The sequence below is a fragment of the Exiguobacterium sp. SH3S3 genome, from assembly GCF_004337115.1.
GTDB lineage: Bacteria > Bacillota > Bacilli > Exiguobacteriales > Exiguobacteriaceae > Exiguobacterium > Exiguobacterium aurantiacum_A.
Genome location: NZ_SJUU01000001.1, coordinates 79,243 through 104,680, shown reverse-complemented (window position 1 = coordinate 104,680; position 25,438 = coordinate 79,243). Strand labels below are relative to the sequence as shown.

24 protein-coding genes are annotated in these 25,438 nt (G+C 50.9%); 7 read left to right on the top strand and 17 right to left on the bottom strand.

The window, feature by feature from the left end; all coding sequences use genetic code 11:
• Window positions 1-86: 86 nt before the first annotated feature.
• Window positions 87-1,931: a translational GTPase TypA gene (gene typA, locus EVJ28_RS00505; protein ID WP_070327588.1), complete on the bottom strand. Its 1,845-nt coding sequence runs from the start codon at window positions 1,929-1,931 to the stop codon at window positions 87-89.
• Between the two features lie 164 nt (window positions 1,932-2,095).
• Between typA and EVJ28_RS14190 the strand changes: the two genes are divergently transcribed.
• On the top strand, window positions 2,096-2,272 hold the full coding sequence (locus EVJ28_RS14190; protein WP_167615659.1) for a DUF5325 family protein: 177 nt from the start codon (window positions 2,096-2,098) through the stop codon (window positions 2,270-2,272).
• A 35-nt stretch (window positions 2,273-2,307) separates the two neighbouring features.
• Here EVJ28_RS14190 and EVJ28_RS00500 read toward each other — a convergent pair whose 3' ends face one another.
• The 3 genes from EVJ28_RS00500 to EVJ28_RS00490 form a co-directional block, all read right to left on the bottom strand.
• Window positions 2,308-3,561 (bottom strand): inositol monophosphatase family protein, encoded by a 1,254-nt coding sequence (locus EVJ28_RS00500; RefSeq protein WP_070327589.1) that lies wholly within the window; start codon window positions 3,559-3,561, stop codon window positions 2,308-2,310.
• 78 nt (window positions 3,562-3,639) lie between these two features.
• Window positions 3,640-3,828, bottom strand: a complete 189-nt coding sequence (locus EVJ28_RS00495) for a hypothetical protein (protein WP_015881266.1) — start codon at window positions 3,826-3,828, stop codon at window positions 3,640-3,642.
• A gap of 247 nt (window positions 3,829-4,075) precedes the next feature.
• Window positions 4,076-4,342: a UPF0223 family protein gene (locus tag EVJ28_RS00490; protein ID WP_070327590.1), complete on the bottom strand. Its 267-nt coding sequence runs from the start codon at window positions 4,340-4,342 to the stop codon at window positions 4,076-4,078.
• A gap of 184 nt (window positions 4,343-4,526) precedes the next feature.
• On the opposite strand from EVJ28_RS00490, the gene EVJ28_RS00485 reads away from it, so the two are divergent.
• Complete coding sequence (locus tag EVJ28_RS00485) at window positions 4,527-6,008, top strand: aminotransferase class I/II-fold pyridoxal phosphate-dependent enzyme (RefSeq protein WP_131456320.1); 1,482 nt, start codon at window positions 4,527-4,529, stop codon at window positions 6,006-6,008.
• A 105-nt stretch (window positions 6,009-6,113) separates the two neighbouring features.
• Here EVJ28_RS00485 and EVJ28_RS00480 read toward each other — a convergent pair whose 3' ends face one another.
• Window positions 6,114-6,434, bottom strand: a complete 321-nt coding sequence (locus EVJ28_RS00480) for a DUF3055 domain-containing protein (protein WP_070327592.1) — start codon at window positions 6,432-6,434, stop codon at window positions 6,114-6,116.
• Between the two features lie 75 nt (window positions 6,435-6,509).
• Between EVJ28_RS00480 and aac(6') the strand changes: the two genes are divergently transcribed.
• Complete coding sequence (gene aac(6') / locus EVJ28_RS00475) at window positions 6,510-6,953, top strand: aminoglycoside 6'-N-acetyltransferase (protein ID WP_131487806.1); 444 nt, start codon at window positions 6,510-6,512, stop codon at window positions 6,951-6,953.
• A 123-nt stretch (window positions 6,954-7,076) separates the two neighbouring features.
• Here aac(6') and EVJ28_RS14310 read toward each other — a convergent pair whose 3' ends face one another.
• Entirely contained in the window at window positions 7,077-7,208 is a 132-nt protein-coding gene (locus tag EVJ28_RS14310; protein WP_255417538.1) for a hypothetical protein, read from the bottom strand.
• A 16-nt stretch (window positions 7,209-7,224) separates the two neighbouring features.
• On the opposite strand from EVJ28_RS14310, the gene EVJ28_RS00470 reads away from it, so the two are divergent.
• Complete coding sequence (locus EVJ28_RS00470; protein WP_131469625.1) at window positions 7,225-7,764, top strand: transposase; 540 nt, start codon at window positions 7,225-7,227, stop codon at window positions 7,762-7,764.
• A gap of 121 nt (window positions 7,765-7,885) precedes the next feature.
• Here EVJ28_RS00470 and lpdA read toward each other — a convergent pair whose 3' ends face one another.
• From lpdA to pdhA, 4 genes are all read right to left on the bottom strand, one after another.
• Window positions 7,886-9,298 carry a dihydrolipoyl dehydrogenase gene (gene lpdA / locus EVJ28_RS00465; protein ID WP_131457242.1) on the bottom strand — a complete coding sequence of 471 codons (1,413 nt, stop codon included), beginning with the start codon at window positions 9,296-9,298 and terminating at the stop codon, window positions 7,886-7,888.
• Window positions 9,299-9,302: 4 nt separating this feature from the next.
• A complete protein-coding gene (locus EVJ28_RS00460) occupies window positions 9,303-10,607 on the bottom strand; it encodes a dihydrolipoamide acetyltransferase family protein (RefSeq protein ID WP_131467796.1) in 1,305 nt (434 codons plus the stop codon).
• Between the two features lie 76 nt (window positions 10,608-10,683).
• Window positions 10,684-11,661: an alpha-ketoacid dehydrogenase subunit beta gene (locus EVJ28_RS00455; protein WP_070327596.1), complete on the bottom strand. Its 978-nt coding sequence runs from the start codon at window positions 11,659-11,661 to the stop codon at window positions 10,684-10,686.
• 3 nt (window positions 11,662-11,664) lie between these two features.
• Window positions 11,665-12,750, bottom strand: coding sequence for a pyruvate dehydrogenase (acetyl-transferring) E1 component subunit alpha (gene pdhA / locus EVJ28_RS00450; protein WP_131457246.1), 1,086 nt, complete (start codon window positions 12,748-12,750; stop codon window positions 11,665-11,667).
• A 332-nt stretch (window positions 12,751-13,082) separates the two neighbouring features.
• Here pdhA and def point away from each other — a divergent pair, with 332 nt between their 5' ends.
• Entirely contained in the window at window positions 13,083-13,622 is a 540-nt protein-coding gene (def, locus tag EVJ28_RS00445) for a peptide deformylase (protein WP_131457248.1), read from the top strand.
• A 1-nt stretch (window position 13,623) separates the two neighbouring features.
• Window positions 13,624-15,249: an alpha/beta hydrolase gene (locus tag EVJ28_RS00440; protein WP_131457375.1), complete on the top strand. Its 1,626-nt coding sequence runs from the start codon at window positions 13,624-13,626 to the stop codon at window positions 15,247-15,249.
• Window positions 15,250-15,651: 402 nt separating this feature from the next.
• Here EVJ28_RS00440 and EVJ28_RS00435 read toward each other — a convergent pair whose 3' ends face one another.
• Complete coding sequence (locus tag EVJ28_RS00435) at window positions 15,652-17,109, bottom strand: phospholipase D family protein (protein WP_131487804.1); 1,458 nt, start codon at window positions 17,107-17,109, stop codon at window positions 15,652-15,654.
• A gap of 61 nt (window positions 17,110-17,170) precedes the next feature.
• On the bottom strand, window positions 17,171-18,838 hold the full coding sequence (rnjA, locus tag EVJ28_RS00430; protein ID WP_070327600.1) for a ribonuclease J1: 1,668 nt from the start codon (window positions 18,836-18,838) through the stop codon (window positions 17,171-17,173).
• Window positions 18,839-19,046: 208 nt separating this feature from the next.
• Here rnjA and EVJ28_RS00425 point away from each other — a divergent pair, with 208 nt between their 5' ends.
• Window positions 19,047-19,835 (top strand): Cof-type HAD-IIB family hydrolase, encoded by a 789-nt coding sequence (locus tag EVJ28_RS00425; RefSeq protein ID WP_201738307.1) that lies wholly within the window; start codon window positions 19,047-19,049, stop codon window positions 19,833-19,835.
• A gap of 29 nt (window positions 19,836-19,864) precedes the next feature.
• On the opposite strand, the gene EVJ28_RS00420 is transcribed toward EVJ28_RS00425, so the two are convergent.
• From EVJ28_RS00420 to EVJ28_RS00400, 5 genes are all read right to left on the bottom strand, one after another.
• Window positions 19,865-20,527: a potassium channel family protein gene (locus EVJ28_RS00420; RefSeq protein WP_131457251.1), complete on the bottom strand. Its 663-nt coding sequence runs from the start codon at window positions 20,525-20,527 to the stop codon at window positions 19,865-19,867.
• Window positions 20,528-20,635: 108 nt separating this feature from the next.
• Window positions 20,636-21,667, bottom strand: coding sequence for a cytochrome d ubiquinol oxidase subunit II (locus tag EVJ28_RS00415; protein WP_131457253.1), 1,032 nt, complete (start codon window positions 21,665-21,667; stop codon window positions 20,636-20,638).
• Window positions 21,668-21,681: 14 nt separating this feature from the next.
• Complete coding sequence (locus EVJ28_RS00410; protein ID WP_131487802.1) at window positions 21,682-23,070, bottom strand: cytochrome ubiquinol oxidase subunit I; 1,389 nt, start codon at window positions 23,068-23,070, stop codon at window positions 21,682-21,684.
• Window positions 23,071-23,337: 267 nt separating this feature from the next.
• A complete protein-coding gene (locus EVJ28_RS00405) occupies window positions 23,338-24,459 on the bottom strand; it encodes an N-acetyldiaminopimelate deacetylase (protein WP_070327605.1) in 1,122 nt (373 codons plus the stop codon).
• Window positions 24,456-25,334, bottom strand: coding sequence for a transcriptional regulator CcpC (locus tag EVJ28_RS00400; RefSeq protein ID WP_131487800.1), 879 nt, complete (start codon window positions 25,332-25,334; stop codon window positions 24,456-24,458). The genes EVJ28_RS00405 and EVJ28_RS00400 overlap by 4 nt, the downstream gene beginning before the upstream one ends.
• Window positions 25,335-25,438: the final 104 nt, after the last annotated feature.

Below are 25,438 nucleotides of genomic sequence, written 5' to 3'. Positions count from 1 at the left end.
AAGGCAAATAATCCCCCTTTGTTTCCTACACGTCTATTCTACACGAATCAAAAGAAAAGGGAACGCCTCGGCGCTCCCTTTTCTACTTATTCTTTACCAAGTTTACGACGCTTGTCAGCTTTTTCACGTTCGTTCTTGTTCAAGACCTTTTTACGGAGTCGAATCGAGAGCGGTGTGATTTCGCAGTACTCGTCATCGTTCAAGAACGTAAGCGACTCTTCAAGCGAGAAGACGCGCGGACGTTTCAAGACTTGTGTCGAGTCTTTCGATGATGCACGCATGTTCGTCAACTGTTTCCCTTTGACGGCGTTGATCGCGAGATCGACGTCACGGTTACATTCACCGATGATCATGCCTTCGTATACATCTGTACCTGGTTCGATGAAGATCGTCCCACGGTCTTCGAGTGCACCGATTGAGTAAGCCGTTGACTTACCAGCTTCGATACAAACCATGACACCGCTACGGCGACCGCCGATATCAGCAGGAATGAACGGACGATACTCTTCGAACGTATGGTTCAAGATTCCGTATCCGCGTGTCGCCGACAAGAACTCGTTACGATATCCGATGAGACCACGTGAAGGAACGATAAATTCCATACGAGTTTGACCGTTATCGTTCGTGTTCATGTTTGCGAGTTCACCTTTACGGAGACCGATCGATTCCATGACTGAACCTGTGTACTCTTCCGGTACGTCGATGATGACGCGCTCGAAAGGCTCAATTTTCGTACCGTCTTCAGCTGTACGGATGATAACTTGTGGTTTCGAAACTTGGATCTCGTACCCTTCGCGACGCATGTTCTCGATCAAGATACCGAGGTGAAGTTCACCGCGTCCTGATACGACCCATTGGTCAGGCGAGTCTGTGTTTTCGACACGGAGCGAAACGTCCGTCTCAAGTTGTTTCATCAAACGCTCTTCGATTTTACGTGCTGTCACGAAATCGCCTTCGCGTCCTGCAAATGGAGAGTTGTTCGTCATGAAACGCATTTGAAGCGTTGGCTCATCGATGCGAAGAAGCGTAAGCGGCTCTTCTTTACCGACCGGTGTGACCGTTTCACCGACGTTGATGTCTTCCATCCCGGCGATGGCGATCAAGTCACCAGCTTTAGCTTCTTCGATTTCAACACGTTTGAGTCCGAAGTAACCGAATAGCTTCGTGACGCGAAGTTGTTTGATCGATCCGTCCGTTTTGCAAAGTGAGACTTGGTCTCCGACTTTGATTTTCCCACGGAAGACACGACCGACGCCGATACGACCGAGGTAGTTATCATAGTCGAGCATCGTGACTTGGAACTGAAGCGGCTCATCCGAGTTGTCGATTGGTGCCGGTGTGTTCTCAAGAATCGTATCGAGTACGTGCGTGATTGTATCTTCTTGCTTCTCAGGATCAGGATCGAACGAACTTGAACCGCTGACTGCAGACGTATAGACGACAGGGAATTCAAGTTGATCTTCATCTGCTCCGAGATCGATCAATAAGTCTACGACTTCATCGACGACGTCGAGCGGACGGACCATCGCTTTGTCGATTTTGTTGACGACAACGATTGGGCGAAGTCCTTGGTCAAGTGCTTTCTTCAATACGAAGCGTGTTTGTGGCATACAGCCTTCACGTGCATCGACAACAAGAATAACGCCGTCAACCATACGCATGATCCGCTCAACTTCACCACCGAAGTCGGCGTGTCCTGGCGTATCTACGATGTTGATGCGAGTATCTTTATAATCGATTGCCGTGTTTTTAGCGAGGATTGTGATCCCGCGCTCACGTTCGATGTCGTTCGAGTCCATGGCGCGCTCTGCTACCATTTCGTTTGTCCGGAAAGTACCAGACTGTTTCAATAGTTCATCGACTAACGTTGTTTTACCATGGTCAACGTGGGCGATGATGGCTACGTTACGGAGGTTAGTTCTTAAATTCATGTAGTTATTCCTCTCTTATTTGAAAAGTTTCAACTTTGTATTCAACTTAAAGAGTATAGCACAGGTGCTACCACCTTTGTCACGTTATATAGTCTGTTACCGTTTCCAATTGCGCTGATTTTGCTTACAATGAGATAGAGCCAAGAAAAAAAGGGGGAATTTCGATGCAACTCATGTTCGTCTTGATCGCAATCGCCGTCGTCGCCGGTTTTGTCGGTATCGGCATCGGTGTCGCCGAAGCGAGTACCGCTATCATCGTTGGCAGTCTCGCGTTGAGCGCGGTCGCTACATTCTTCGGCATCAACTTGCGCCGCCGTGTCCTAGCAGACCGACGTCCATAATGAACAGGCCCAAGGCGAGAGCCTTGGGCCTTGTTTTATAATTCTCGCGTCAAGCAGATGCGGTCTCGCAACACGAGTCCGTCTTCTTCGATCGCCTCGTAGCCATGGTTCGGAAAATAATCGCGTTCGACCGAAGCAAAACGGAATCCGGCTTGTTGATAGAAGCGCAACTGGACGATGCTTGAGTTGCCCGTGCAGACGAGCAGTTCGCTCGCACTTCCGCTAGCCGCCCGACGGATGGCGTCTTGGAGCATCCGTTGCCCGATCGTCTGGTTTTGACGGTCCGGTTTGACAGCGATGTTGACGAGTTCGACCGATTCCGCACTGCGACGGACAAGCATATACGCCCCGACGAGTTCACCGCCGAGTAAAGCCTCAAACGTCGATCCCGTCTCATATTGCGCTTGCACCATCGCCTCGTTCGGATTCGCCAAGACGAGCAAATCGCGCACGCGATCGTACGTTTTGTTCGGTTCGATCACAAGGTCTGGCCTCACTTCAGGCGCCACGTTTTTGGCGATGACGTAATGCTTGATGACGTCCTTGACGAACGTCTCGCTCCCGCCGAGGACCGATGTCTTCCCTTTATAGCTGACGGGTTCACCGTATAAGGAGACGACGCGTCCCCCGACTTCTTCGACGAGAAGTTTTCCGGCCGCGTAATCCCACGGCATATTGCGCATCGTGATATAGCCGTCGACCCGTCCGGCCGCAACCCAAGCCAGTTCGAGTGAGGCGGCCCCGTGCGCTCGTGTCCCGACAGAGTCGCGGACGATCGGTGCCAACACTTCCGGCGCAATCTGTTGGTTCGGGGTCACCCACGTCGCATTCATACTCAAAAATGCGTCACGGACGTGATGTTCATGAAGCTGCGGCAACTTCCGTCCGTTGAGCGTCGCCCCATAACCACGTCGTGCCACGAACAGCTCGTCAGCCATCACATCATAGACAAATCCATACTCGACGACCTCATCGACCATAATCGCGATCGAGATGGCGAACATCCGCTTTTGATGAATAAAATTGAGCGTCCCGTCGATCGGATCGACAAACCAAACCGTCCCTGTCAACTTGTCAGGCTGTGTCGAGATGCCTTCTTCTCCGACGATCTGATGCTCCGGATACGCCGCTCGGATGCGGTCGACGATCAGTTGTTCGACCGCTCGATCGATTTCAGTGACCAAGTCCCCTTTGCCCGTCTTCCGCTCGATCCGATAACTTTCATCAATTTGAAGGCGGATATATTCCCCTGCTTGTTTGATTAGATCAATCGCAAACCATTCCAACATATTTATCACCTCTCTATGTATTATAGCAAACAAAAACCAGTATTCGCGTGGAATACTGGTTGAATGAGCGGTTGTGGGTCAGGCTTCGAGACGCAAAAGTTCTTGGCGGTATTTCTCTAACCGATGCTTGCTAGCCTGGACAGTGGCATCGTCTTGTGACGCCATTGCATCGAAGAGTGTTGCCAATTCATAATCAATCTCTAGGCGCAGCACCGGAATCCGTTTTTCTGCGTCTTTTCTTTTGAATGCCTCAATCACTTGTTTCATGAGATGCCACACTCCTTTTGTTGGGCTACAAGTTACGGTTTAGTAAGTTGAATTGAGTATATCAGATGAGATTCAAAAAAGAAAGAGAATTGTCTGACTATTTTGAATTTTTTATCTTAGTGGATATATTCCCACTTCAACCGGTCCTAAACCTTAAATAACCGTTAGTGATATGTACCCTATTTCTTAAGGTATTAACTAAAAAAAGCAGGAACCGACAGATTCGTCGGTTCCTGCAATTCATTTGTTACAACCTGATAATCTTAGTATTTGATTTCAAGGCCGCTTGGACCGTACGATAGGTAGAGTATCCGGTCTGCTCATCGTGGACAGCGCTCAGTTGCTTCTCTTCTGATTTTGATGTCACGATTTGTTTGAACGACCGATACGTTGCTAAAAATTCTTCCCGATCGACGCCGCCTTCGTTGGCGAGTGCGACTTGATTATAGAACTCGACGACTTCGATCAGTTCTTCCGTCGTCCAGTCCGGATTGATTGGATAGTTGATTTGCATATTCTTCACCTCGACAACCATTGTATCAACAAAAAAAACTATTGCAAGTTGACTTGGAAATCTCTATAGTTTTTTTGTTGCATCGTTTTTCTGCATAGCAGACCAATCATTCACCGGGTAAAGAAACTTAGTATACGTAAACGACCGATCCCATACAAACGCTGATTTCAAGGAGGGCTTACTATTGAAAATTAAAGGGTCTACACAGCTCGACACGCCGCTATTTGAGACGTTGCTCAAACACGTCAATACAAATCCGATTGCGTTCCATATTCCCGGTCATAAAGGCGGAAAAGGAATGGATCCCGAATTTCGTGACTTCATCGGCGAAAATGCTTTAAAAATCGATTTGATCAACATCGCTCCACTTGATGACTTGCATCATCCGAAAGCGTCGATTGCTGAAGCCGAACGTCTCGCTGCTGAAGCGTTCCGTGCTGATGAGACATTTTTCTCGGTCCAAGGTACATCGAGCGCCATCATGGCAATGATCATGGGCGTCGTCGGGCCGAACGAAAAAATTATCGTCCCGCGTAACGTGCATAAATCCGTCATGTCAGCGCTCGTCTTGACCGGAGCCCATCCTGTATTCATTCATCCTGAATATGATGAGACGTACGGGATCGCCCACGGCATCACGGCAAGCGCTGTCGAGCGCGCGCTCGAGCTGCATCCTGACACGAAAGCCGTCCTCGTCATCAACCCGACGTACTTCGGTGTCGCTGGTGACCTCGAACGCATCGTCGCCGTTGCTCACGCTCAGGACGTCCCTGTACTCGTTGACGAAGCGCACGGTGTCCACTTGCCATTCCACGACGAGCTCCCTCTGTCGGCGATGCAAGCGGGCGCAGACGTCGCTGCGACGAGCGTGCATAAGCTCGGTGGCTCGATGACAGGTAGCTCGATTTTGAACGTACGCCGCGGTCTTGTCTCTCCAGAGCGGATCCACGCGATGCTCTCGATGATTACGACGACGTCGACGTCCTACCTACTTCTCGCCTCGCTCGACGCAGCCCGGCGCCAATTGGCGACAAAAGGTGAGGCCATGAACGAACGCGCCCTCACGCTTGCCCGGTCGGCACGCGTCGCCATCAACAACATGCCGCATTTATCGGTCTACGGCCACTCTGAGCTCCATTCTGAGTCGACGTACGCCTTAGATGAGACGAAAGTACTCGTATCGGTTCGTGAGCTTGGAATTACCGGATTTGAAATCGAGAAATATTTGCGCGAACATCACCGCATCGAAGTCGAGATGTCCGATTTGTTGAACGTCCTCTTCATCGTGACGAGTGCCGACGATGAGTCGACGATTCAAGCACTTATCGATGCGATGCACGATGTCGTATCGGTGTATAAGCAGTCTGGGAACGATTCTTTATCGATCATGCTCCCGGAGATCCCACCACTCGCGCTCAGCCCACGAGACGCGTTCTACGAAGAGACGGAAACGATTCCGCTCGAGAACGCTGTCGGACGAATTTCGGCTGAGTTCATCATGGTGTATCCACCAGGGATTCCTATCATCATTCCTGGAGAATTGATCACGGCATCGACACTCGAATACATCACGGCCAATATCGAAGCTGGTTTACCGGTTCAAGGTCTTGAAGACGAGTCGCTTCAAATGATTAAAGTCATCCAACAAACGAAAGCAATCCGCTAAACGAAAGCGAGCCGGTCAAATTGACCGGCTCGCTTTGTGTCATCAGAAGAAAAGATGCTTATGATGATCGAATTGCTTCCCCTACTACCCATTATAAGAAAACGCTTACATTTTTTCAAGAGGTGATTCTGAAGTTTTTTCATCTTTCGTCCCTTCCTCGAGACAAAGACGCAAAAATTCAGCAACATGATCGGTGTCATACAGATTGATTCCGAGCATCGGATAAAGCTGTCTCGGTTCTTCGAGCGCATGCATATCGAGAAGGGCTGACTGTCCGGTCTGCATGCAGACGACGAGTACTTTCCCCATGAACTGGTGCGTATAGACAAATCCGAAATCATAACGAGACGTCTCGGTTTCGATGCCGGTAAACCGAACGCGGCTCGTCTCGGAAACGGTATATAATAGCTCCTCATCAAACGCCATGATCATTCCCTCCTTTCTGACTTCATATGTTATTTTCCTTTATACTGAACTTGTGAAACCTAGGGAGGATGACTCATGAACATTCGAAAAGCAAGCGCGCGCGACGAAGCCGCACTATTGACGCTCATGCGAGCGCTCTGGCCCGACGCCCCGTTGATCGAGTTGACGGCCGAGCTTCGTCTCGGATTGCGTTCCGGCAAGATGCATTATTTTTTGGCGACCGACAACACGGCAGTCGGGTTTTGCCAGCTCAGTTTCAGACATGACTATGTTCCCGGCGCCGTCTCTTCTCCGACTGCGTTCTTAGAAGGGATATACGTCGACGAATCCGTACGCGGGCAGGATGTGGCGACCCGGCTCGTCGAAGCTGCCGCATCATACGCTCGGTCGAAAGGCTGTGACGAACTCGCTTCAGATACGGAGCTTGACAATGAGGGGAGCCAACGTTTTCATGCTCGAATCGGTTTCGATGAAGTCGAACGGACCGTCCACTACATCAAAAAACTCTCCCGCGAGTAGGAGGGCACTGAAAAACTTCAAATAATTTTGAGCAGAGGAGCGTCATCCCGGATGGGATGACGCTCCTCTGCTCTCATTGCCCTTCAAGCCGCCCTGTCCGGCACGCCGCTTTCCTGGGGGCGGTCAGCGAGCCGCATCGCGACGATGTCGCTGCTGGGTCTCACCTTGCCCGCTGTTCCCCCGGGAGTCGGCGTGCCCTCGGGGCGACGCTGTACGTCCTTGCCGTTTCGGACTAAACTGGCTATAACTACACATCCTGGAGGCGATCCCGATGATGCCAGACCTGCCGAACATGCCGCCGAGCCCGTATGCGGCGCTTTACGATCTGTTGATCCCTGCCGATGACGAGCTACGGCTCATCCACGATCTCGTATCGTTCGATTTCGTCACCGACCTGCTCGCGGACACGTATTGTCACGACAACGGGCGGATGGCCGTCCATCCTGTCCGGATGTTCAAATATCTGTTCCTCAAGGCGCACTCGAACCTATCGGATGTCGATCTCGTCAGACGGGCGAGGACCGACCTCACCTATAAGTATTTCCTAGATCTCGCGCCGGAGGACGGCGTCATCAACCCGTCCTCGCTCACGAAATTCCGCCGCCAACGCATGGACGACGACAAACTGCTCGACAAACTGCTCGCACACACGGTCGAGGTCGCGAAAGAAATGGGGCTGCTGAAGGGACGGACGCTGATCGTCGATTCGACCCATTCCCGGGCCCGGTACGGGCAGAAGCCGATTGGGCAGGCGATCATCGCGGTAAACCTGAAGCGGATCATCACCCTCTCAAAAGAAAAAACAGGATAAGAGCAAGGAAAAAGAGCGATTGTCCCGACTTGAGTCGGTCCAATCGCCCTTTTTTCTGTTCACGCTCGGATAGAGCGGAGGTTTTTCAGTGCCCTCCGCGAGTAGCGAGAGAGTTTTTGTATTACTTAACGACGTGGATTGGCATACCCATTGCGATTTCTGCCGCTTCCATTGCCATCTCACCGAGTGATGGGTGAGCGTGGATTGTGAGCGCGATATCTTCAGCTGTCATGCCTGCTTCGATGGCGAGACCAAGCTCGGCAATCATATCAGAAGCGCCTGTACCCGCGATTTGAGCACCGATCAAAAGACCGTCCTCTTTACGCGTGATGAGCTTCATGAAGCCGTCTGGCTCGTCGAGGGCGAGGGCACGACCGTTCGCTGCGAATGGGAATTTCGATACTGTGAAATCGAGTCCTTCTTCTTTAGCGAGCGGTTCTGTGTAACCGACTGTCGCAAGTTCAGGGTCAGTGAAGACGACCGCTGGGATTGCTGAGTAGTCGAGGTAAGCCGGCTTACCTGCAGCTGCCTCCGCTGCAACTTTTGCTTCGTAAGAAGCTTTGTGTGCGAGCGGTGGTCCTGGTACGATGTCGCCGATTGCATAAATGTTTTCGTTCGACGTCTTGCACTGGTCGTCGATCTCGATGATGCCGCGGTCGCTGATTTTAACTTCAGCATTCTCGAGGCCGATGTCGCCAGTGTTCGGACGGCGTCCGACTGTGACGAGGACGTAGTCCGCTTCAACAGTCTGTTCTTCGCCGTTCACTTCAAACTTCACGATAACGCCGTCTTCCGTTTCCTCGACGCCTTTTGCAAGAGCGTTCGTGTGGATCGTGACGTTGCCTTTTTGTTTGAGTTTCTTTTTGACGATTTGCGTCATTTGTGGCTCGAAGCCAGACAAGATGTCGCTTGCGCCTTCAACGACTACGACTTCAGTATCGAAGTTCGCATACGCTGTTCCAAGTTCCATTCCGATGTAGCCGCCACCGATGACGACGAGCTTTTTCGGAACTTCTGTAAGAGCCAATGCGCCAGTTGAAGAAAGAACGCGTTTTGACCATTTGAACGATGGGATCTCGATTGGTGTCGAACCAGTCGCGATGATCGCTTTCTTGAACTTGTAAGGAGTTGAGCTATCTTCTGTGATGACACGAACTGTGTCTTCAGCTGCGAAGAACGCTTCACCTTGAACGATTTCGATCTTGTTGCCTTTCAAAAGACCTTTGACGCCGCCAGTCAATTTGTTGACAACCGACTGTTTCCAGTCTTGGACTTTCGTGAAGTCAACTGACACGTTGTCAGATGTGATTCCCATTGTCGAGTGACCTTTAGCGTGCTGGAAGTTATGTCCAGCCGTAATCAACGCTTTAGATGGGATACAACCGACGTTCAAGCAGACACCGCCAAAGTTGCCTCTTTCAACGATTGTAACTTTGAGTCCGAGTTGTGCGCCGCGGATTGCTGCGACGTATCCACCAGGACCGGCGCCGATGACAAGTAAATCAGTTTCTTGTGCGAATTCTCCTACTACCATGTTCTTATCCCTCCATCATTAGAAGTGCTGGATCTTGAAGCAAGCGTTTGACCATGTTGAGCGCGTTTTGAGCAGTCGCACCGTCGATGAGACGGTGGTCAAAGCTGAACGAAAGTGCGAGCACTGGTGCTGCTACGATCTCGCCGTCTTTGACGACAGCTTTTTCAGCAATGCGGCCAATACCGAGAATTGCAACTTCCGGGTGGTTGATGACAGGTGTGAACCATTGTCCACCAGCTGAACCGATGTTCGTGATTGTGATCGATCCGCCTTTCATGTCGTCCCCAGCAAGTTTGCCTTCACGGGCTTTGCCGGCAAGCTCATTGATGTTGTTTGCAAGTGCGTAGACTGATTTACGGTCCGCATCTTTGACGACAGGAACGACGAGGCCGTTATCCGTGTCAGCTGCGATACCGATGTTGTAGTAGTTTTTGTAGACGATTTCTTCGTTTACATCGTCGATTGACGCGTTGATCGTTGGGTAAGCTTTCGCTGCCGCTGTCAATGCTTTGACGACGAATGGCAAGTACGTGAGTTTCACGCCTTGGTCAGCCGCGACTTGTTTGAACTCTTTACGGAGTGCGACAAGTTTCGTGACATCGACTTCGTCCATGAGTGTTACGTGCGGAGCCGTATGTTTCGAGTTGACCATCGCTTTCGAGATCGCTTTACGGATACCACGGATTTTCTCGCGCGTTTCGAGTTCAGGTGTAGCTGACTCGTAAGGCTTGATTTCCGTCTTCGCTGCCGCTGCCGGAGCTACAGATTCTGTTTTCTCTGTTGTAGCTTCCGCTGTCGGTGCTTCACCGTTTGCGAACGCGTCGATGTCTTCTTTAAGAATACGCCCGTTGTCGCCCGTTCCTTTGACTTCACGGATGTCGACGCCTTTTTCGCGAGCGTACTTGCGAATCGAAGGCATAGCGATGACACGCTCAGACTTGTGAAGTTGAACTTCACGTGGACCGTCTTCTTTCACGTCTTCTTTTACGTCTTCTTGAATCTCTTCTGTCTTCTCTTCAGCTTTTGGCTGTTCAGGAGCTGCTGCTTCTTCACCGGCTGGTGCGTCACCTTCAATATCGAACGTGATGAGCACGTCGCCGACGATGGCAACTGTTCCTTCAGAGACTTTAACTTCCTTGACTGTTCCGTCAACCGGAGCAGGAATCTCAACGACGGCTTTGTCGTTTTGAACTTCGAGGAGGATGTCATCCTCTTTCACTGTATCCCCTGCTTTGACGAACCACTTGACGATCTCACCTTCGTGAATTCCTTCACCGATGTCTGGTAATTTAAATTCAAATACTGCCACTGGTTTTTCCTCCCATCAAATAATCATGTAAATACGACAAGGGAGACAATTCTCCCTCATCGTTAAATGAACACGATCAGAAGTTGATAACTTCTTTAACTTTTGCAACGACATCTTTATGGTCAGGTAACCATGCATCTTCACCTTGTGCGAAAGCGAAGACCGTGTCTGGTGCAGTTACACGAAGCACTGGTGCTTCGAGGTGAAGAATCGCGCGTTCTTGAATTTCAGTTACGACGTTCGCCGCAATCCCTGCTTGACGCTGTGCCTCTTGAACGACGATCGCGCGGCCAGTCTTTTTAACTGACTCGACGATTGTGTCGATATCAAGCGGGCTGATTGTCATGAGGTCGATTACTTCGACGTTGATGTTTTCTTTTTCAAGCTCTTCAGCTGCTTTGAGTGAAGTATGAACCATCGCACCGTATGTGATGATCGAAACGTCAGTACCTTCGCGTTTCACGTCTGCTTTTCCAAGCTCGATCGTGTAGTCGCCTTCTGGTACTTCGCCACGGAACGAACGGTAAAGTTTCATGTGCTCGAGGAATACGACTGGGTCGTTGTCACGGATTGACGCGATCAAAAGACCTTTTGCATCGTATGGTGTTGACGGGATGACGACTTTAAGACCAGGTGTCTGAGCCATCAATCCTTCAAGGCTGTCCGCATGCAGTTCTGGTGTTTTAACGCCGCCACCGAACGGTGAACGGATTGTAACCGGCTGGCTGTAAGCGCCGCCTGAACGGTAACGCATACGTGCCATTTGGGCAGCAACTGAGTCAAACACTTCGAATACGAATCCGAAGAATTGAACTTCCATGATTGGACGGAAGCCTGTGAGTGCAAGACCGATCGCGAGACCGCCGATACCAGACTCAGCGAGCGGTGTATCGAAGACGCGGTCTTCGCCTAACTCGTCTTGGAGACCTTCCGTTGCACGGAAGACCCCACCGTTTTTACCAACGTCTTCTCCGAAAAGAAGTACTTTCTCGTCGCGCTTCATTTCAACGCGCATCGCATCAGTAATCGCTTGGATCATTGTCATTTGAGCCATAACTTACTTCGACTCCTTTGCTGTATATTCTTCAAGCTGCTCTTTCAAGTTTGAAGGGAGTGTTTCGAACATGTTGTTGATGAAGTCCGAAACTTTTTGTTTTGGTTCTTTGTCCGCGAGGCTGATCGCTTCTTTCACGTCTGCTTTCGCTTGTTCGATCACTTCGTTCTCCATGTCTTCGCTCCAAAGCTTTTTGCCTTCGAGGAAAAGACGGAAACGTACGAGTGGATCTTTTTCTTGGTACTCTGAATCGAGTTCTTTCGTACGGTAACGTGTTGGGTCATCCCCAGCGAGCGTATGTGGTCCGTAACGGTATGTGAGTGCTTCGATGAGCGTCGGTGTCCCATCAAGTGCGTCTTTACGCGCTTGTTGTGTTGCGGCGAAGACAGCAAGTACGTCCATACCGTCAACTTGGATTCCGTTGATGCCCGCTGCTACAGCTTTTTGCGCGATCGTTTTAGCTGCCGTCTGCTTCTCAACAGGTGTCGAGATTGCGAAGCGGTTGTTTTGAACGACGAAGATAGCTGGTGATTTGAATGCACCTGCGAAGTTCATGCCTTCGTAGAAGTCACCTTGTGACGATCCACCGTCACCCGTGTAAGTAATGGCGACGTTCGTGTTGCCGTTGCGTTTGAGGCCCATAGCCACACCCGCTGCTTGAATGATTTGTGCGCCGATGATGATTTGCGGCATTAAGACGTTAACGTCTTCTGGGATGCGGTTTCCTGCCACGTGACCACGTGAGAACAAGAACGCTTGATAAAGCGGAAGTCCGTGGAATACGAGTTGTGGGATATCGCGGTAACCCGGAAGAATCCAGTCTTGCTTGTCGAGCGCGTATTGCGTCCCGATCATCGTTGCTTCTTGACCTGCCACTGGCGCATAGAAACCTAGGCGTCCTTGACGGTTAAGCGAGATGGCACGCTGATCCCAAATTCGAGTATAGACCATGCGGCGCATAAGCTCCTGAAGTTGCTCGTCCGTTACATCTGGCATTGCGTCTTGGTTGACGACCTCGCCCTTCTCGTCGAGAATACGGAACGTTTGGAAGTTTTCTTCCACGTTTTGAAGTACCTGAACGTTGTTCATTCGTTTCACCTCATCCTTTCAACTATGAGACAATTGTCTTTTTTTGTGATCAAACACTACCTCAAATCTTAAGTGTATCTGTCCAAAAAAGCAATCTGTATTAACGTGATTCAGGAAAGTATGACTTCTCCTGCCGTTTCCTAGTCAGTATAAAACGGGTTGTTACAATAACGCAAAAAATATGCTCACTCCATAAAAACGCTTACATGAACACATTTTTCGAATGTTTTACGCTCTGTATCATTTTCATTTCACCTTCTGTACCATCTGAGCGATTCGCTCATTAAATATGATATAATTGGACATATCGCAATTGGAAAGGAAGTTTACCCATGTTAACAATGAAAGACGTGATTCGTGAAGGAGATGAGCGGCTCCGTAACCGTTCAAGTGAAGTCTCGATTCCACCTACGGCAGAAGACCTCGCCCTGCTCGACGAGATGGAAACGTTCCTCGTCAACAGCCAAGACCCTGAGATCAGTGAAAAATATGAGCTTCGCGGCGGTGTCGGGATTGCCGCACCACAACTCGGTGTCAATCGCCGGTTCTTCACAGTCCTGCTAAAAGAGGAAGAAGAGACGTTCAAGCTGTCGATCTTCAATCCGAAAATCACGAGTCATTCGCTCGAACAGACGTATTTGAACGGCGGTGAAGGCTGCTTATCTGTCGACCGCATCGTCAAAGGCAACGTACCGCGTCACCGTCGCATCACCCTCGAAGGATTTGACCGTGACGGCAATCCGATCAAGTTACGTCTTCGCGGGATGCGAGCCATCGTCTGCCAACACGAACTCGACCACTTGGACGGCGTCCTGTTTTATGACCGCATTAATACGACCAATCCGCTAGAAACATACGGTGAACCGATCTGAGGTGACGAGCGTGAAAAAAAAGACACTGTTGTTCCTATTCCCATTCTTGTTTCTTTTAATCGGTGGATGCGTCCGGATCGAATATGACGCCACCGTCCACTATGATCAGTCTGTCACGCTCGAGACGACGTATGCATTCCGCGATCACCCGGTCATGAAGCTATTAAACTTACGGCTCGACTGGGAAACGTGGAAACAACAAGCGAACGATAACGGCTATGCGACTCGAGACTATTCGAGCGAAGACGATTACGAAGGTATGGTGTTAAAGAAGACGTTCAAAAACGCCGATGAACTGCGAAACATTAAACAGGAATGGAAGACCGGACCGGCCGGTGTCCTCGTTCCCCCCGACGTGAAATTTGACGTTCAAAAGGAAGACGGCATTTGGTTCGATTCATACGTATTGAAGACGAACTTGGATTTACGTCTCGATCGCGTTGACTTGCCTGGTGTCAACTTGAGCGGTTCCCCGAAAGAACTCGCCGAGCGTTACATCCGCCAAGCCGACATCCGTTTCAATTTGACGGTACCGACCGGTGTGTTCGTCGAGGACGGGACCGGTCTTGACCCTCGTTCAATGAAACAAGTCGAGTGGCAAGTGTACGGCGGACGCCAAAACAATATGATGCTTGTTGCGCACGTACCGAACGTCAAAGCGTGGACCATCACGATCGTCGTTGCCATCATTGCTAGTGTGACTGCTTTCTTCTTTTGGCGGAGATCTCGGAAAAATGTCGGAAACCCCGACCGGACATCGATTCGTTCGCGCGTGCTCGGTATGTTGATCATCCTGTTAGCGTTAGCCATCATTATCGTGACCGTACGTGAAGAGCTGACGAACGATCGAAAAGTCGAAGCCATCCGTCAAGCCGCCCAAACCGATGAATTCATCCCGACGTTCGCCGTCCACGGCCTGCTTGGGACCGACCGGACGTTCCTCCGCTTCTCCCAATACATGGAGCAGCGCGGACTCGCCAAAGACGGTGCGCTTTGTACGGTGACAGCGAAAGGAGCGGTCGACTGCGTCATCAATGATTACAGTTCGAACCGCCCGATCGTCCGGATTGAATATGAGGATGCTGAAGCGTCCTTGAACAACCAGACGAAGTGGTTGAACCTCGCCATCGAAGAGTACAAATCGGAACGAAACCGTTCGTTCGACCGCATGTATGTGATCGGGCACAGTATGGGCGGTGTCGCCGCAGCCAACTATATTTTGAACCAAGACGAGTATATCGTCGATAAGCTCGTTACGTTCGATAGCCCGTTCGCCGGGACGCGCCTCGCCAACTTCGGTTTATCCGCCAGCAACTTCGGTGTGAACACGGGCAGTCCAGCCATCCGCGACTTGTCGCCGAGTTCTGATGGGCTCAAGTCGTTCCAGGCGAAGCTTGAGACGTGGCCCCGTTCCGTCCAAGTGTATTCGTTCTCAGGACGAGGCGGCGAGTTCAACTTGATCGAACCGTCGAGCTCGCTCTTGCTTGAGGAATACACGAACAATATCGGTACCGAGACCGTCCCATACGATCACTTCTCACTTCATCGGAAGACGGACGTGCTCCGTGAGACGGGCGAGTTCTTATACGAGTATTCAAATGAGTTCAATCCAGTCGAAACGCAATAAAACAAGCCCGTCCTCTGATGAGGACGGGCTTGGGCTGTTGACGAACCAATTCGCTTTTCGCGAATTGGTTCGTCTTTTTTATGTTCGATGACCTCGAGTCACTCTGCTCGGCACAAGATTGAAAAAATGATATGTATACGGTCTCTCCAGGCCAATAAACTAGTCAGCTTCTTCATGTTTTGTGCGGTGACCGCCGCCAGATGGGACCGTGTGCGTTGCTCGTCCGATGGCGCCCCGTCCCCTGCAGGATAGCAATCCAACGGAGACCCAGCAGCGACGCGAGTCGCGATGCGGCTCCGGGATTGCCTGCGGAAAGCGTGGGCGCCGAAAGGACGAGCGATAGCAATCATGTTAGTCAACAAGTTGAAGCCCGCCCTCTGATGAGGACGGGCTTGTTTTAGGTCAGTAGGTCATCGTCCACGTCAACTTCTGTAACCAGTAGAGCAAGTACTTGCCGATCGGCAAGTCGGTCTGAATCTCATCATAAGCGACGGTGTACGTCCCGTCCTCGTTGTTCCAAAGCCGTTTGAAATAGCTATCGACTTCGCGCATGAACTCGGTCTCGGTCGCAGTCGTCACTTCGACGTCCGCCTCGAGGTTATAGTCGTTCATATTCCGGGTCGTATAGTTGCCAGACCCCATCACGACAACACGCTGCTCGCCTTCGACGTAGAGCATCTTCGGATGATATTGTTCTTTCCCGACTTCGTACCAGCGGACCTCGATCTGTTCCGGATTGACTTCGACGAGCTCAGCCGTGACCGGCAAGTTCGGGAGACCCGACTTATTACGCCCGAACGCGTTCGTGTTCGGGTCAAGGATGAGCTTGACGAACGCGCCGCGCTCGGCGGCGTCGTGGATCGACTGGATGATGTTCCGGTCGGCCAAATAGAACATGCCGATCCAAATCGTCTCGCCCGCTTTCGCCTCTTCCATCGCTTTCAGGACGGCTTCTTGAATTTTCGACTCGGTGACGTAACGAACCTGCATCGGTCCGTCCGAGTCCTCGTCACGTAAGGCGGCAAGTTTTTCTTCACTCGGGAAACGACTCGCATCCCCTTTCGAGAACCGGGCGATCGCCTCTTCCCCTTCAAGAATGTCAGCTAGGATCGGACCGTCGAGTCGGACACCGACATTTGAATGGTAACCGGACGCGTCATGCGGATTCGCCGAGAGGACGAACCCGTCGTTCTCCGTCACCATGACTTTGCGATGGTTCGCTTTCACGTTCAGTAACCGTAAATAAGAACGAATCGTGATGTCCGGTGCCGATTTCGCCATCGGGTTCGAAAGCCAACCGTTCTGGCTGTCCCCGAACCATTGGAAGCCGATGCGATACAACGTCGAGTACAAGATATTCGGGTCACGTAACGCGTCGAGGTTCGTGTAGACGACTTCAGCGCCCGCTTCCTTGAGCACGTCTAAATGGTCAGACGCGTGGCCGTTATACGTCGTGTTGATCTCGTCTGTGATCAACACGACGTTCAAGTCCGGATACAGCTCCATCTGTTCTAAGAGTGCTGACGACAGGCGGGCCGTGATGTCCGGGTACTGTCGATCTTCATTTGAATATGGATTGAATAAGAAAAAGTCCATGACGATATATTCGCTTGCTTCCCGAATCGATCGCTCGACATCTTGGAAGATTTCTTGCTCGGTCACTTCCGTATCTTCCCCTTGGTATGTCAAATCAGACAAAAAATCGATTTGGTCATCCGAGATGTTTACCGATTCGGATGCTCGAGACACCCCTTCTGGTAGCGGTTTTACTTGATGATAAATCATCGTGACTAAAAATAAGAGCGCAAATGCGGCAAGTCCCCATTTGAGCCATCCTGTCTTACGCTTCTGCCGTTCCATACGCACCGTCCCCTTTTTTATGCCCTAAAAAACGGGCTGTAGTCACCTACAGCCCGTTCGTTCATACTTCCATAATGATCGGAAGAACCATTGGGTGTCTTCGTGTTTTTTGAGCCAAGTATGGTGTGAGTGTATCCGAGACGAGTTGTTTCATCTCTGACCACTTCATCTGCTTATTCGACAATCCTTGTTCGACCGTCTTCTTGAGCAAGCGCTCACCGTCACGAATCAAGCTACCCGATTCGCGCATGTACACGAATCCGCGCGAGATGATGTCGGGTCCGGAGACGAGTTTTCGCGTCTTGCCGTCGATGCTGATGACGACGACGACAAGTCCATCTTCTGACAAGATGCGGCGGTCACGTAAGACGATATTGCCGATGTCACCGATGCCGTTTCCGTCAACATAGACGGCGTTCGCCGAAATTTTGCCTGTGATGGCAGCCGAATCGGCGTCGACGGCGAGCACTTCGCCGTTGTCCATTACGAACGTGTTCTCTTTCGGGATCCCGACCGACTGCGCGAGCTCGGCATGTTTCACTAACATGCGGTACTCTCCGTGAATCGGCATGAAGAATTTCGGGTTGAGCAACCGGATCATGAGCAGTTGCTCTTGTTGCGATCCGTGACCTGACGTATGGATGTTCGTGAGTTTACCGTAGACAACGTCAGCGCCCGCTTTGTATAGTTGGTTGATCGTTTTACCGACCGACACGGCGTTACCTGGAATCGGTGACGATGAGAAGATGACCGTGTCGCCAGGGATGATCGAAACTTGACGGTGTGTCCCGTTCGCAATCCGGCTGAGCGCAGCCATCGGTTCACCTTGTGATCCGGTACAGAGAATCGCCACTTCATGTGGTTGGAAGTTGCGCATCTGGTTCGTCTCGATAATCATTCCTTTTGGTACGTTGATGAAGCCGAGATCTTGTCCGATCGTCATGACTTTTTCCATCGAGCGACCGAAGATGAGCAAGTGGCGGCCCGTCTCAGCACAAGAGTCGATGACTTGTTGCAGACGATAGATGTTCGAGGCGAACGTCGCGAAGATGATGCGCCCTTCCGCTTTACGGAACGTCTCACTGATCGTCCCGCCGACGACTTTTTCACTCATCGTGAACCCTTCGATTTCTGCGTTCGTCGAGTCTGACAAGAGACAAAGGACGCCTTCTTTCCCGATCTCAGCCATTTTGGCGATATCAGCCGGCTCGCCGACCGGTGTGAAGTCGAACTTGAAGTCGCCGGTATGGACGATGTTGCCTTGTGGCGTCTTGACGACGACACCGAGCGAGTTCGGAATCGAGTGAGTCGTCCGGAAGAACGAGATACTCGTCTTTCTGAACTTAACGATCGTATCCTCATCGATTTCATGCAATTCGGCCTCGCGAAGCAAGCCATGCTCCTCAAGTTTCACTTTGATCAACCCAAGGGCGAGCTTTGTCGCATAGATCGGCAGTTTGACTTGTTTCAACAAGAACGGGATTCCACCGATATGGTCTTCGTGACCGTGGGTGATGAACACCCCTTTTACTTTTTCTTTGTTTTTGATCAAGTATGAGTAATCTGGAATGACGTAGTCGATCCCAAGCAAGTCATCCTCTGGGAACATAATCCCGGCGTCGATGACAATGATCTCATCTTGAAATTGAGCGACGTACGTATTCTTCCCGATTTCTCCGAGTCCGCCTAATGCGAACACAGCGGTTTGATGGTTCTTTACAAACTTCATTTAATCTCTCCTTACTTCTAGTTAGTTGATTTTCATCTATGTGATACATAAGTGATTCTCGTGATAAAGTTATGTCTCCGTAAGATTCTTTCTTCATTATAGCTCATATTGTGACAAAATTTCACTAATGACGTCAGATTGAGGGCTGTTTCTTGATTTCGTGGTATGCTTTTTTGTATAGACATACCCTAAACAAGACAGAGAAAGCATGGTGATTCGAATGGAAGATAAAAAAGTAGTCTTTTTTGACATTGACGGCACACTTCTCCACGAAGGGACGTATATTCCGCCTTCGACGATTGCGGCGATCGAACAACTTCGTGCGAACGGAGTCGAGACGTTCATCGCGACGGGACGAGGCCCGGCGATGCTCTCAGACATCCCGCAGCAACTTGGAATCGAGAGCATGGTGTGCTACAACGGCCAAATCGTCGTCCACCGTGGGGAAATCGTCTATCGGAACACGCTACCGACTCATGCGCTCAGCCGTTTGACGGACCATGCGGGTACGAACGACCACACACTCGTCTATCTCGGACAAGACCGTGGCGGCGCGACGAAACCGAACGACCACGTCGTCGAACAGTCGCTCGGTGAACTCGATATACCGATCCCGACGTACGCGCCAAACTTCCACATTGAACAGGACGTCTATCAGACGTTGCTCTACTGCACGCCTGAAGAAGAGCATCGTTATCTCGACGCTTACAGCGAATTCGATTTTATCCGCTGGCACCCGCATGCGATGGACGTCATCAATCGCGGGGCGAGCAAGGCGGACGGCATTCGCCACTTCATCGAGACGAACGGCTATCGCCTCGAGAACACATACGCCTTCGGTGACGCGTTGAACGACTTGGCGATGCTCCGATACGTCGGTACAGGCATCGCGATGGGCAACGGACGAGCCGAGGCAAAAGAAGCGGCCGACTTTGTGACGAAATCGATTCTTGAAGACGGTATCGAGTATGGACTAAGAAAAATGAAATTAATCTAAAAACAACGAGAGGCGCGCGCCTCTCGTTTTTATCTTGACCGAAGCGAGCGTTCGAGCCGGTCGAGGTCGGTATCTTTTCCGATGATGATCAAAATATCTTCCGGCAGGATCATCTCGTCGGCTTGAGGGGAAATCAAGACGTCGTCACCACGACGGATGGCGACGATGTTGACTCCGTATTTGGCACGAAGGTCCAAATCAATCAGTGATTTATTCGATAGTTTTTCAGAAGCCTTGATCTCGACAATCGAATGTTCATTTGAAAGTTCAAGGTAATCCAAAATACTTTGGCTCATCAATCCGTTGGCGATCCGGACGCCCATATCGCGTTCCGGGTGGACGATGTTATCCGCACCGATTCGACGTAGGACTTTTTCGTGGTAGTCGTTCGTCGCTTTCACCGTGATGATTTGGACACCGAGCTCTTTCAAAATCAACGTCGTCAAAATCGAGGCTTGAATGTTTTCTCCGATTGCCACGATCACATGTTCGAAGTTACGAATCCCAAGACTCTTTAAGACGTTCTCATCGGTCGTGTCGGCGATGACCGCGTGCGTGGCTAGACCCATGAACTCATTGACGCGTTCTTCATCCACGTCGATGGCGAGCACGTCATATCCGTTCGACGACAGCTCCCGCACGATCGACCCACCAAACCGACCTAAGCCGATGACTGCAAATTCACCTGTCATATTCAAAACATCCCTTTCCCTACAGCTGGTTCTGTTCCCGATTCTTCGTACAGTGTAACCGATTCGCCCTAAAAAAACTATACAAAAAAAGACCGGGAAATCCCGGTCTTATGCTTTACCGCTTGAACGTTTTCCACGCACATAGTCATTGTCGAACAAGAACAGACGAAGCAATAAATACAACGCCGGTACGAGTAAGAGCAATCCTAGAATGAACACGATGACGAGCGCGATCGCCATCGACTCGTTGACGACGCTTCCGTTAATGTCGATATACGGATAGAGGATATACGGCAAATGCGTATAGCCATATCCGAACCACGCCATGAAGAACTGACCCATGACCATTAAGAAAGCGAGTCCGTAGTTGCGTTTCAAGTAGACGAACGATACGGCAATGATGAAGAAGACGAAACTCGCGGCGAACCACCACCAGTTACCCGCCAAAATGTTTTCATAATGCCATGCCGCCTGCGACTTTAAGCCGAAGAAGACGAGTCCCGAAGCGAGGATCGTCGGAACACTCCAGAAGAGCGCCCACTTACGCACGAGGCCGACTGCTTCGACATCACGTGCCTTGTCCGCATAGAACAAGAGGAACATCGCACTAATATAGAGCACCGACACGATCGCGAGGATCACGACTGTCCACGAGTAAAAGTTTGTGAACAACTTCAATCCGTTAAAGAACACACCCGACTCTGTCTCGTTAATGAATCCGCCTTGACTGACCGTGAGCACGGTCGACATCGCTGCCGGAATCAATAGACCTGTCGCACCATACAAGAACACGTAAAACGTACTCTCTTTCGAACCGTAGTTCGCGAACGCATAAAAACTTCCGCGAATCGCGAGCAAAATCAACACGACAGAGGCCGGTACTAACAAGGCCGTTCCATAATAGTAAGCCGTATCCGGGAAGAACCCGACGATTCCGACGAAGAAGAAGACGAAGAAGACGTTCGTCACTTCCCATGTCGGCGACAAATACCGTTGAATCAGGCGATTGATTTTTTGGTCTCGCTTCGTGTACTTACTATAGAAAGCGAAGAAGCCGGCACCGAAATCAATCGATGCAACGATGAGATAGCCGTATAAAAACGTCCATAATACGGCAATCCCTAATTCTTGAATTTGCATGTCATATCCTCCGATCACACTTCATCCGCAAACATCGCTTCGCCGCGATGTTCCGATTGTTTTAGTTCTTTCCCGACTGGGTTGTCCTTGAACAGACGTGTCAAGACGAGCACTGTGACCACGCCAAGAACCGCATATAGGATCGTGAAGGCGATGAGCATCCAACCTACGTTAGCCGACGTTGTCGCTGCCTCACTCGTGCGCATCAAATCATAGAGCGCCCATGGCTGACGGCCAAACTCGGCGAAGAACCACCCGAACTCGATTGCCATCATGGCGAGAGGGCCTCCCGCCGCAATCGCGATCAGCATCGGTTTGCTGAATTGAGGCAATCGCTTAATATAGCGTCCGAGGACGAACAGGAATGAGATAAGCGCAAGAAGCATCCCGATTCCGACCATTGCATCAAACAGATAGTGGATGAACAGTGGCGGTTGGTCCTCTTTCGCAAATTCATTAAGACCCGTCACTTCATAGTTTGGGACACCGCCCGCTAAGATTGACAACGCATAAGGGATTTTAATGGCCCCGCGTACTTCGTAACCACCTTCACCATCGTCTTCGAGCCATCCGCCCAAGATGAGTTCGGCTTCGGAGGAGGTGTCAAAGTGCCACTCTGCCGCTGCCAACTTATCCGGCTGATACTTCGCCAAGTATTTACCTGAGAAGTCTCCGACGAGCGCAGTCGCAATCGCAAAGATGAGCGCGACGGTCATCGTTAGACGAAGACCTTTTTTGTGATACTCGACTGACAATTTGTCGAGTTGGTTACGACGTTGGCGCAATAACTGCACGGCCGCAATCGCCGCTAAGATGAACGCCGATGTCAAAATGGCCGACGTTAATACGTGCGCCATCTTCGTCGGCATCGCCGGGCTGAACATCGCCTCGAGCGGACTCACGTTCGCAAGTTTCCCATCGACGATGTCAAATCCGACAGGTTGGTTCATAAAGCTGTTGACTGTCGTAATGAAGAAGCCTGAGAACAGTGCACCAACGGCGACTGGAATCCCGATCAGCATATGGTGCCACGGGTTTTTAAACCGATCCCATGTATACAAATAAATGCCGAGGAAGATCGCTTCAAAGAAGAACGCGAACGTTTCCATGAACAGCGGCAGCGCGATCGTCTGACCGGCGACGCGCATCAAGTTTGGCCAAAGCAGTGATAACTGCAGCCCGATGGCTGTACCGGTGACGACACCGACCGCGACGGTCACGACATAGCCTCGCGACCACCGACGAGCCATCAAGATGTATTTCGGATCTTTCTTTTTAATACCTAAAAACTCTGCCAATAAAATTAAAAGTGGAACCCCGACGCCGATTGTGGCAAAAATCACATGAAAGCCTAACGTGAGTGCCGTTAACGCCCGACTCATCAGGACCGGATCTTGAAACATCTATTGATTACCTCCTATCTCTCTCTAGCGCTTCACACCGATGCGTGAAACGAAACATCACAGATGATTTCCTTTGGATAACCCTATCATAATGATTTTATATAGCGCTGTAATGTCTCAATGCTTGAGTTCGCAAAATGTTCACATTTGAACAAGCTTAACAATATCGACGCTTTACAATCATAATAATTTCCCTTTTTCCTCACATCGGAAGCACAATTCAACACATTCCAATAAAAAAAGCGAACCGCAACGCGTCCGCTTCGTTCACTTCACAATGACCGTTCTAAAGAAATGGTCGAACAGTTCGACCGCGACATCGATCGCCCGCTCATCCGGATTGAGCGTCGCTTGATGAAGACCTGAACCCATGTCGTTCACCCCAAGCCACACCATGAACCCCGGCACTTGTTTCAACATATAGCCGAAATCCTCACCGGTCATGGCCGGGACGCACGTCTTATACGAATAGCCGACGTCTTCGACCGCTTCCTCGAACTGGAACAAATACCGTTCGTCGTTCACTACTTCATGGTACCGGTTGCCGAACTCGAGGTCGATATGGACGTTATACGTCATCTCGACACCGGCGATGACTTGACGGATCCGGCGCTCAAGGACGACCATTTCTTTATCCGACAGGGCCCGGATCGTCCCATCGAGCTTGGCCGTCTCGGCGATGATGTTCTCTTTCGTGCCGGCAGCGACTTTACCGATACTGATCACGGCGCTCCCCATCGGGTCGATGTTGCGAGAGATGATCGTCTGCAGCTGCATGATCAGTGCCGCCTGAACGATGACAGCGTCAATCCCGGCATGCGGGAAAGCGCCGTGCCCACCCTTGCCGTGAATCGTGAGGTGGAGCTCACGTGCACTCGCGAACAAGACGCCCGGCCGTGAGGCAATCGTGCCGACCGGGTATTCCGGCGCCACGTGGAGACCGAACATCGCGTCAGGACGGAAATGATAGAACAACTCCGACATCGCCATCGGTTCCGCACCGCCCGGCCCTTCTTCGGCCGGTTGGAAAAAGACGACGAGATGATGATCGAGCGGCTCTTCGATCGCGCGTTTGATCAAGCCGAGCGCGATCGCCATATGGACGTCATGGCCACAGGCATGCATCATGCCTTCATGGACCGATGCGAACTCAAGTCCTGTCTCTTCCGTGATCGGCAATCCGTCCATATCGGCCCGATACCCGATCGTCTTGTCGCCGACAAGACCGTCGACACGCACGAACAGTCCGGTGCGCCAATGCGAGATATGGACCCGTGACGAGTTAAACGAACGAATCAACTCCTCAAGCGTCGCTTGTGTTTTAAACTCTTTGTACCCCGGTTCTGGAATCAAATGTAACTGTCTTCTAGCTTCTATGGCCCAACTCATTCCACACTCTCCTTTGTGACTTCTTCAACGATTTCCCAAAACGCTTTCACTTGCGCGAGCTCGCGCATCGAGTCGGTCGACAACATCCACGTGTCACGCACGAGCGGTGTCCCGTTCGACGACGTGAGCGGGATCTTATTGATCGCCTCGACATCGCGAATCGTCGACTCCGGCAAGATGGCAAAACCAATCCCATGCAGCGCCATCTGTTTACACGTCTCGATTTGATCGACGACGAGCGTTGTGAGCGGAGGACTCGAGAACCGCTCTTGCCACCATTCAAGGATTTCTTGATAATAGGTCGAGTCACTCTTAAACTGAATGAACGAGCGCTCGTTATTTTTCAACTGCTTTAAATCGGTCATCCGCATATCAACGAGGTGAAGTGAATCTGAGAACAGTTTCATCTTTTCTCCGCGCCAGTCCGGATTACCGCGAATGATTCCGATATGGAAACTCTCTTCGAGCATATAGCGCATCATCTCGCTCGACCATCCTGTCACGAGCTTGACCCGGACGGACGGATACCGTTCCATGAATCGTTTCAAGACGCGGGGCAACCAATACTGTCCCATGATCGAGGCGACCGCGATTTTGAGCGTCCCATACACTTCGCCTTGCTTGGCCGTCAACTCTCCCCGAAGTTCTTGCTCTTCGCTATACATCTTTTTCGCGAAGTCGATGATTTTCTCACCGTCCGGGGTGAGGGCGAGGCCTCGCGTCGAGCGGACGAAAATCTTCTTGCCCCACTGATGCTCGATCGTGACGAGGCGTTGGCTTAAAGCCGGTTGGGAGACGAACAACCGCTCGGCGGCTTTTCTCATATTCAACTCTTCGGCGAGGACGATCAACACTTCCACTTCTGATACTTGCATGACGTCACCTGTTTCTATATCGTTTCTAAGACTGTATACTAAATTCATTGTTGCTAACCTGTATCATATCATGTTCATTCGCAATTTTTGAGTCGTCAGGAGGA